This is a genomic window from Neisseria sp. Marseille-Q1983 (assembly GCF_018224585.1).
Lineage (GTDB): Bacteria > Pseudomonadota > Gammaproteobacteria > Burkholderiales > Neisseriaceae > Neisseria > Neisseria polysaccharea.
Genome location: NZ_JAGTUI010000055.1, coordinates 1 through 8660 on the forward strand (window position 1 = coordinate 1; position 8660 = coordinate 8660).

General features: G+C 38.1%; 10 protein-coding genes and 3 pseudogenes. All 13 read right to left on the bottom strand.

The annotated features are described in order from the left end of the window. Positions 1 to 430: pseudogene (locus tag KEM39_RS09965) on the bottom strand (RHS repeat protein); the annotation flags it as partial. Between the two features lie 26 nt (positions 431 to 456). Continuing rightward, positions 457 to 1224 (bottom strand): hypothetical protein, encoded by a 768-nt coding sequence (locus KEM39_RS09970; protein WP_211709937.1) that lies wholly within the window; start codon positions 1222 to 1224, stop codon positions 457 to 459. 17 nt (positions 1225 to 1241) lie between these two features. Further along, entirely contained in the window at positions 1242 to 2348 is a 1107-nt protein-coding gene (locus KEM39_RS09975; RefSeq protein ID WP_211709938.1) for an RHS repeat-associated core domain-containing protein, read from the bottom strand. A gap of 120 nt (positions 2349 to 2468) precedes the next feature. Then, a complete protein-coding gene (locus tag KEM39_RS09980) occupies positions 2469 to 2693 on the bottom strand; it encodes a hypothetical protein (RefSeq protein WP_211709939.1) in 225 nt (74 codons plus the stop codon). 442 nt (positions 2694 to 3135) lie between these two features. Beyond that, positions 3136 to 3318 (bottom strand): annotated as a pseudogene (locus KEM39_RS09985) (RHS repeat-associated core domain-containing protein); the annotation flags it as partial. Between the two features lie 69 nt (positions 3319 to 3387). Beyond that, on the bottom strand, positions 3388 to 3807 hold the full coding sequence (locus tag KEM39_RS09990) for a hypothetical protein (protein WP_025457360.1): 420 nt from the start codon (positions 3805 to 3807) through the stop codon (positions 3388 to 3390). 8 nt (positions 3808 to 3815) lie between these two features. Beyond that, positions 3816 to 4529: an RHS repeat-associated core domain-containing protein gene (locus tag KEM39_RS12080; RefSeq protein ID WP_418030182.1), complete on the bottom strand. Its 714-nt coding sequence runs from the start codon at positions 4527 to 4529 to the stop codon at positions 3816 to 3818. A 345-nt stretch (positions 4530 to 4874) separates the two neighbouring features. Continuing rightward, positions 4875 to 5687, bottom strand: coding sequence for a hypothetical protein (locus KEM39_RS10000; RefSeq protein ID WP_211709940.1), 813 nt, complete (start codon positions 5685 to 5687; stop codon positions 4875 to 4877). 836 nt (positions 5688 to 6523) lie between these two features. After that, a pseudogene (locus KEM39_RS12085) lies at positions 6524 to 6715 on the bottom strand (RHS repeat-associated core domain-containing protein); the annotation flags it as partial. Positions 6716 to 6744: 29 nt separating this feature from the next. Next, on the bottom strand, positions 6745 to 6990 hold the full coding sequence (locus KEM39_RS10010; protein ID WP_211709941.1) for a DUF7683 domain-containing protein: 246 nt from the start codon (positions 6988 to 6990) through the stop codon (positions 6745 to 6747). Further along, a complete protein-coding gene (locus KEM39_RS10015) occupies positions 6987 to 7673 on the bottom strand; it encodes a colicin E3/pyocin S6 family cytotoxin (RefSeq protein ID WP_418030184.1) in 687 nt (228 codons plus the stop codon). The genes KEM39_RS10010 and KEM39_RS10015 overlap by 4 nt, the downstream gene beginning before the upstream one ends. A 130-nt stretch (positions 7674 to 7803) precedes the next feature. Beyond that, positions 7804 to 8136 (bottom strand): hypothetical protein, encoded by a 333-nt coding sequence (locus KEM39_RS10020; RefSeq protein ID WP_107863908.1) that lies wholly within the window; start codon positions 8134 to 8136, stop codon positions 7804 to 7806. Between the two features lie 9 nt (positions 8137 to 8145). Then, the coding region (locus tag KEM39_RS11665; RefSeq protein WP_249182717.1) for an RHS repeat-associated core domain-containing protein at positions 8146 to 8660 on the bottom strand (515 nt) is incomplete at its 5' end.

Here is an 8660-nt window from a genome sequence, read left to right on the forward strand (position 1 = left end):
TCTCGATCTGCGTCAGATCGTTGAGTGCGGCGATTTGCCTTTTCAGACGGCCTAAGGGATCGAGTTCGTAACGGCTGGCCAGTTTACCCTGTGTGCGGAAGATTTCGCGGTGCAGTTTGTCGCGTTCGATGTCGGTGATGACTTCGCCGTCTAGGCTGATTTGGTGCAGGTGGCCGCTGCCGTAATACAGGCAGTTGATCTGTCTGCCGTCGGGCAGGACGGTGGCGGTACGGTTGCCGTTGAAGTCGTAGTGGTAGCGGACGGTTTCGGTAACGGGCAGGTACAGCATATCGTACTGCGCATCGCGCCAGTCGGTTTCGGGCAGGCCGTTTCGGGCGTTCTCTTCCTTAGTCGGTACTTTCCATTGGTGCCGGGCGATGATTTGGCCGTTTCCGTTGTAGTCGAAGCAGGTGATGCTGTGGCGGTACGCGACAACACCCCTTTGCGGCCCGGAAGTTATAAATAAAGTTGGATAGTACTTGTTATTTTTTTGTGTGTTTCAACACTAATTTCCTGGTTAAAATTTTGGATTAATTTAAAAAAATCAATAATTAAGTTGATTTGAGTAGTGTTAAATATCGTACTTTGGTTTCTTAGGGCAATATATAAAAAGTCAACAACGTAACCATATAAATAAAATTTAGATAAATTAGCAAAAATATATTTTAAACAGCAAGGAGTAAAATATAATATAGCCTTATTAGTAAAGGCTTGCCACTCTAGTGATTCAAGTATTGAGAGAAAATCATCATATGTTATCTCAATCCAAGTTTTAGTAGATAGTTGCATTATTGAAAATATATAAAAGTTATCACTATCATCAAAACTTATGATGTTATTTTTATCAACTTTGAAAATTGGGAAAGTAGGCTTAATTTTTTCTTCTAGACAATTTCGTTCTTGTATATATTTTACCTCCATAAGAAATTTATCAAATTCATAATTTACTCCTAAATCTCTGATAAATTTAGAAATATATTCTAAAAAATCATAAATTATATTGATTTCATTTTTGGTTAAAGATTGTAGTAAATTAAATAGTTCACTTACTTCTCCTTGTGATATGTTAGAATAATAGCTAAATAATTCTATGAAACAATCATTATCTATACTAGGATTTTCTATTGAGCTTAGTAAAAGTGTATTTAAATATAAAGCATTTTCATTTTTTTGTTTATCTGACATTTGATTTTTAATTAATAAAATTAGATTGTTTTTATTCATGTCTTACTTTCTACATTTTAAGGTATGGCAGCATTTGCAGGAATTGTTCCCCACAAAGGAGGGAGTAAAGAAGGCAAAAACCGAACAATTCGATAAACTATATATGCAGCTCCAGCTCCAGCAACAACTTTTGCTCCTGTTTCTACAGTAGACCTCGGAACAGCAGGATTTTTCCACTGTTTAGGCTGAGGAACTGGTTTTGTCGCCCACTTCCACGCCCCAGAAGGTGGACTTCCACAACCTGAATCGTTCCACTCCTGCAAACGGTCTCTAAGGTTTTTCTGTTGATTCTTGATCTCCTGTTCATGTGTTTTCCACGACTGGGTACCAGGACCATTGAGACCATTAATTTGTTCATTGAACCTATGGCGCAAACCATGAGTGCCACCATTGTTACATTTCCGTTTATCTCTATTAATTAATCTATCAATATCTTGCCCAATCTCTTCGCATGATCGTTTTGACTTTCCTTTTAGACCTAATGGATCAAGCCAACGAGATATATTGAAGGCAAACGCATAAAAATTACTCCCCCCAAACAACCCAATCGGATCCTGGTTCACAAACCGACCCGCATCCGGCTCATAATACCTGAAGAAGTTGTAGTGCAGCCCCGTCTCACGGTCGCAATACTGGTTTTGCAACCTGAAAGGTTGGTGCGCCGTTCCCGTTACGTTCGTTTCGTTCTTCAGTTTGCCCCAACCGTAATAATCGCCGAACCAAACCAGATTGCCGTCCTTATCGGTCATCTCTCTCGGGATGCCGATTTGGTCGCAGTGGAAGTAGTGGATTTGTTGGCGGCTTTCGCCGTCTGCGGTTGTCCAATGGTGTACCTGCGCCAGCGGTTCGTAGGAGTCTTGGTCGGTGTAGAGATAGGTATACCTGCCGTCCGGGTGGACTTCCTGTAAGAGGCGGCTGCCGTCCCAAACGAAGCGGGTTTCGTCTTCTAGGCTGCCGTCTGTTTTCAGACGGCCTTTGCCTATCCTTCTGCCCAAGGCATCGTAGGTGTAGGCCCAAGTCTTTTTCGTGCCGTCTTTCTTGAAGATTTCGGCTTTAACCGGTTGGTCATGCAGATCGTAGAAGTAGTTCTGCACTTCGCCGTCGGCCAGTTTATTGAATGCCATGGGCGTGGCTCCGTGGTTGAAAAGGGGAGGTCGTCTGAAAAGGGGATGGGAGTTTTTTCAGACTGCATCGGAAAGCGTGTGTACAGTTATACCTGATGGGGTCAATCATACCTACGCGGGCTAGCCTCTTTCAATAAAGATAATATCTTGTTCAATATTTTCATAATAAATTAAACCATATTTATTAAAATTTATTAGTATTCCATGTTTAAGATATGACCAATCTTTTAAAAGATATTTACTCTCATATAATCCTTCTCCGATTAAAGCTACCACCATGCCATCAGAATCACCTAATCTAACCCTATCTGCCAATTGAATCTTTGTTCCATCACAATAATGCATAACCAGTTATCCTCTATACAAATGGTTCAATTTTTATAGAGCCTGCAGGAGGAGGTTTCCCACCTGAAGCATCAGCTGCTCCAAACGGTTTCCAGAAACATTTACAGTTATTTGGATTTTGATTAGCTTTATATAGGTTGTAGTGATCACCAGTAAAAGGGTGATGTGGTTTACTTGGTGGAACTAGATCGTGCCTATATCCTATAGTACCTACCACAACGGTTTTCCCACTTTGTGTTTTACATGGTGGGCAGGGTTGTCTTTTCTTTTTATCCTCACATGTATTTGTTTTACTATTTTCTTTAGCTGCTTCAGCAATTTTAGTTCCTGTGTAAACTGTTGCTACAACAGCTACCACAGCGGTTGCTATAGTAGCAATAGTTGCCCCTGCAGCACATCCTATGGGACCACCAAATGGCGAACCAATAACACAGCCTGCTGCAGCCTGAGCCATAGCTCCTGATATGTCGATCCATTTAGCTGTATTAGGAGCAAAAGAATAAAAATTCTCCCCACCCATCAACCCAATCGGATCCTGATTCACAAACCGCCCGATGTTCGGTTCGTAATACCTGAAGAAATTGTAATGCAGCCCCGTCTCAAGGTCGGCATACTGGTTCTGTAACGGGCTACGGCTTGCTGCGTCGGGATTGGAGGGTTTATGCGGGCTACGGCTTGCTTGTTCAATATATCTTTACAATAATTTCGGTTCTGGCAACCCAAAATCCAGAACATCATAAATACAAATACACCATTTCTGATTTAATCCAAATAGATAATTTTCTCCTGGGTATTCCATTAAGAAATGTGAAATTAATTCTAAAATTTTCATTGAAAAATCAATGTAATATCCGTTTTGAAAATCATTTCCTATTAAAATGATATTAGATTGGTTTTCATTTAAGCTAGATAAGATATTACTAACTTCATTAATGAATTTAGGTAATTCATGAAATGATTTACTAATATGAATTTTGAGTTTGCTCCAAGAGATTCTAGAACCGGTGAAAGGATAATTTTCGATTTTTGCATATTTATTAAATATGTCTTTGTCTAAAATCGAAAATCGAACATTATTTTCATCTAAAAAGTCATTTAATTCATCATCAAACATATTGATAATTACCTCCCAAATCTTCTTTGCAATTTTGTAACTGTTTTTTCCGTAGCATCAAATAGGAAATGCGGGCCTTTTTCTTTCCATGCTTGAACATTAATATGTGCTCCTGATCTCTCATCAAATTCAACTCTAAAATGACATTTACCATTAGCAGTTTGCATTCCTACTGGTTTACCAGCGATACTTCCGAATTTACCCAAACGAACTTTTTCAGCTTTAAAACCACGTTTAGTTAACCAATCCATAGCTTTTTTCATGGCTTGCTCATATGAATCTTTAAGACCCAACAGGTCAACCCACCCCTGAACATTCGGCGCAAACTGATAAACGTTAAAGCCGCCTTCCAACCCAATCGGATCCTGATTCACAAACCGCCCGATGTTCGGCTCATAGTACCTGAAGAAGTTGTAATGCAGCCCCGTCTCACAGTCGCAATACTGGTTTTGCAGGCGGAAGGGTTGGTGCGTCGTTCCCGTTACGTTCGTTTCGCTCCTCAGTTTGCCCCAACCGTAATAATCGCCGAACCAAACCAGATTGCCGTCCTTATCGGTCATCTCTCTCGGAATGCCGATTTGGTCGCAGTGGAAGTAGTGGATTTGTTGTCTGCTTTCGCCCTCTTCGGTTGTCCAATTGCGGACCTGCGCCAGCGGTTCGTAGGAGTCTTGGTCGGTGTAGAGATAGGTATACCTGCCGTCCGGGTGGACTTCCTGCAGCAAATGGCTGCCGTCCCAAACAAACCCGGTTTCCTCTTCGAGGCCGTTCCCGCTTAAATCATGCGGGAATGACGTTTCTGAAATTTCTCCGTTTTTCAGACGACCTAAAGGGGCGAATTCGTAACGGCTGGCGAGCTTACCTTGTGTGCGGTAGATTTCGCGGGGTAGTTTGTCGCGTTCGATGTCGGTGATGACTTCCTCGTTGAGGCTGATTTGGATGTTTTCGTTTCAATCGAAATAAATAAAGATTTGAGTATAGAGTAAAGCTCATCTAAAGATTTCAAGAAAATCAATTGTCTATTAGATCTTGATACAATCTACATATGGTATTTGAATCATTAATACTATTTATCCAAATTTCTTTAGTAGTATTTTTCTAATTTTTGAAAACTTTTTAGATGAATTATTCTTGATTTCGATATAGAATTCATTGTCAATTCTATTTTGATTCAATAAAATTTTTTTAACATACGGAATAACTTTCTTAGAGTCAATTGAAATTAAAAAGGAAACTATTTCATGGTAAATATAAGAAGTTTCATTAAAATCCTTTAGCTTCCTAATTAATAGTGTTTCAATTAAATTTGATTTATAACCTTTCTCTTTTAAAGAATATAAAATCCATGATAATATCTTAGGGGTTTTTTTACTTAAATTTCTGATTAGATAGTCTCTTATATATTCCCTTTCTGGCAGATATACAGAACTAAATGCAACTGAAATAATAATAGAATACTTATTTAAACCCCATATTAAATCTATATCTTTTTCTATATTAGAAAACTCTTTTTCTCCTAAATTGTAATCACGAAATAGGTATCCCAATGATGAAATTGCAGATGATTTAACTCTTATACTTTTATCATTGTGTATAAAGCAAATTAATATTGATAGAATTTCTTTAAGATGAATGTCATTAAGTTTGATTTGAAACTGCCCTAAAATAAATATTGCAATTTCTCTATGTCGACTATATCTGCTTGTTAATAGTATATTTTTAATATTATCTTTAATTTCACTATACTCATAAAATTGTAACCTTTTTGCTGCTTCATATTGAAAAACAGTATTTGAATTAAGTATTTTTTTGAATAATTCCTTAACTGATAATTGCTTGCATATTAAAAAAGCATCAAAACTTGAAATTTCGTTGCCTACCATATCATTTTTTCCTATTGTTACATTTATCTTTGGAATGTCTTGAGTGACGACAACCCCAAGCTTTTTGTTGTTGGGTCTCGACCCAACCGACTACTGTTTGATTCAAAGAGGTTCAGTTATTTTTTAGCTTTAATCACGCGTGCTACGGTTTACTTTCTTTTTTTAAGGATCCTACCCAACCTATGGCTACTATTTTTTATAGTATTTTGAAAAAATAAAAATATCCAAGTACATAATGCCACCATAAGAGTTAAATTAAATAATGAATACATTATTCTACCTAATCCAAATGAAGGAAAATACATATCTCTCTTCCAGCCACAATTCCCATTGAATAAGCAATCATATAAATCATATAAATCCCAAATTAATACACAAAATACACAAAGCAAATCTTTATTTTTAAGAAAGAAATTATACATATGAGAATTACCTATTTTACATATTCAAACTATATTCTCAACAATTTTACTTTTAATTTTTTCAGTTATAAATCCTTTGGTTTCCTGCCATAACACACTTCTTAAATTAGCTTTAGCCTTTGTAACTCGCTTCGCTCTTGTCCGTTTTGCTGTGCGAGAAATTTTTTTCATCTCACACTTCCAAAGTTTTGTACGTTTAAGTCCTTTATATGCGGTGTTAACTTTTTTTGCGGGGTTAATAAGTCCAGGTATTTCACCTAGCCAATCGCCTGTCTTATAAGCAGTTGATTCTGTGACTCCGCCGCTTATACCAAATAATTGTCGAGCTTTTTTAGTAATTCCCATTGAAATGTTGTCTCCAAACCCAGCAGCACCATCAACAAGCCATTGTGGCAAGGGATCGCCAAAACGCCATAAACCAAAAATATCTACCCAATTTTGCGCATTAGGAGCAAACTTGTATAAATTTTCTCCACCTTCCAACCCAATCGGGTCCTGATTTACAAACCTCCCCGCATCAGGTTCGTAATACCTAAAGAAGTTGTAATGCAGCCCCGTCTCATGGTCGGCATACTGGTTTTGCAGGCGGAAGGGTTGGTATGCGCTATCCGTAAATATGATTATTACATTTTTAATTAAATAATATCCTCTTCGCAAGACAAGAAATAGTCATAATTATTTATGTCTAATTTCTCACATAAATAAGGTTCAATTATTTTTGCAACTTCATTTGATATCCAATATTCTTCATACATAGGGCTAGTTTCATGAAAAATTTTTTGTAGAAAATTAAGAGATGGTTCATTCTTAAAATTTATGACTTCAATAAATTTTTCTCCATTTTTTTCGAATTTTGATATAAATCTTATGATTTTTTTCACGGTTCTATCCTTCTGTTTTTAATAGGGTCTTTTAATTGTTTGCCAGTCTTAGGGTCAAATGCGCCAAGGTGTTTTCCTCGTTTATCATATTTTTCAACTTCTCCATGTTGAGAGTCCCATTCTAGAATGCAGCCTCCAGGAAGCCTCCAACGTTTTCTTAATCCTCCTCCTCCTTGCACAGGAGTTTTAGGCTTTGCTCTTTGGACACCTGGAAAGCCAGGAAGAGAAGATGGTGCTGGAATAGGAGCAAGCCCTAGCGGGTCAATCCACTTTTGTACATTCGGAGCAAAACAATACAGATTATCTCCGCCCCACAACCCAATCGGATCCTGATTCATAAACCGCCCGATGTTCGGTTCGTAATACCTGAAGAAGTTGTAATGCAGCCCCGTCTCACGGTCGCAATACTGGTTTTGCAATCGGAAGGGTTGGTGCGCCGTTCCCGTTACGTTCGTTTCGCTCCTCAGTTTGCCCCAACCGTAATAATCGCCGAACCAAACCAGGTTGCCGTCCTTATCGGTCATCTCTCTCGGGATGCCGATTTGGTCGCAGTGGAAGTAGTGGATTTGTTGTCTGCTTTCGCCGTCTTCGGTTGTCCAATCGCGGACTTGCGCCAATGGTTCGTAGGAATCCGGGTCGGTGTAGATATAGGTATATCTGCCGTCCGGTTTGACTTCCTGCAAGAGGTGGCTGCCGTCCCAAACGAAGCGGGTTTGGTTTTCGAGGCCGTTCCCGCCTAAATCATGCGGGAATGACGTTTCTGAAACTTCTTTGTCTTTCAGACGTCCTTGTGATTTGCTGCAAAAATAGGCTCTAGCTTATGTTGTCAAGTAAATAATCAAATAGCTGGTTTGCAATAAGTTCAGAGTGAGTATTTATAACAGGAAATTCAAAGTAATAATATTGTGATTCATATCGTTCTAATATATAGTCAGGGATTAAAAAAAAATTATTATAACAATAGGATATTTCTTTTATGGAATTAGAAACTTCTTCTAATTTATTGCTTATATTAGTTATATCAAAAAATATTTCATTAAAATTCCTATCAATATTATTAATTGTAATAAATGGAAATTTATTTTGATTGCAAAATTCCCAGTGATTGGTAATGTCATAAGCATTTTTATAAATAAATTTATTCATATAATCCTCTTATTTAAATTTAAAATCAGTAACATGCGTCATTTTCCCCACCTTATCAAATTTTGCCATATAGTGAATAGTAACCCCATCTATTTTTTGTTCCATTTTATTCCAACCTTTCCCTGCATAACATCGATCGCCAATTTGGTCTGCCCTAATTATCACATTTCCTTTTTCAGATCGTTTTTTGACTTGATCCATAATTTTGCTTTCAAGAGCACTCCGAGGCTTAGTTCTACCTGTTGATTTGGTAGATACGAATTTAGGTTTACGAGAAGAGGCTTTCTTTTTAAGTCCAAGGGGGTCAATCCATTCCTGCACGTTGGACGCGAATGTATAAAAATTCTCATCTCCAAGTAACCCAATCGGGTCTTGGTTGATAAATCTTCCACATTCCGGCTCATAATACCTGAAGAAATTGTAATGCAGCCCCGTCTCACGGTCGCAATACTGGTTTTGCAATCGGAAGGGTTGGTGCGCCGTTCCCGTTACGTTCGTTTCGCTCTTCAGTTTGCCCCAACCGT

What these genes read in the sequence shown, in the direction of transcription:
- KEM39_RS09970 (WP_211709937.1), bottom strand. Translation starts at nt 1,224, where the DNA reads ATGAATAAAAACAATCTAATTTTATTAATTAAAAATCAAATGTCAGAT.
- KEM39_RS09975 (WP_211709938.1), bottom strand. Translation starts at nt 2,348, where the DNA reads ATGGCATTCAATAAACTGGCCGACGGCGAAGTGCAGAACTACTTCTAC.
- KEM39_RS09980 (WP_211709939.1), bottom strand. Translation starts at nt 2,693, where the DNA reads ATGCATTATTGTGATGGAACAAAGATTCAATTGGCAGATAGGGTTAGA.
- KEM39_RS09990 (WP_025457360.1), bottom strand. Translation starts at nt 3,807, where the DNA reads ATGTTTGATGATGAATTAAATGACTTTTTAGATGAAAATAATGTTCGA.
- KEM39_RS10000 (WP_211709940.1), bottom strand. Translation starts at nt 5,687, where the DNA reads ATGGTAGGCAACGAAATTTCAAGTTTTGATGCTTTTTTAATATGCAAG.
- KEM39_RS10020 (WP_107863908.1), bottom strand. Translation starts at nt 8,136, where the DNA reads ATGAATAAATTTATTTATAAAAATGCTTATGACATTACCAATCACTGG.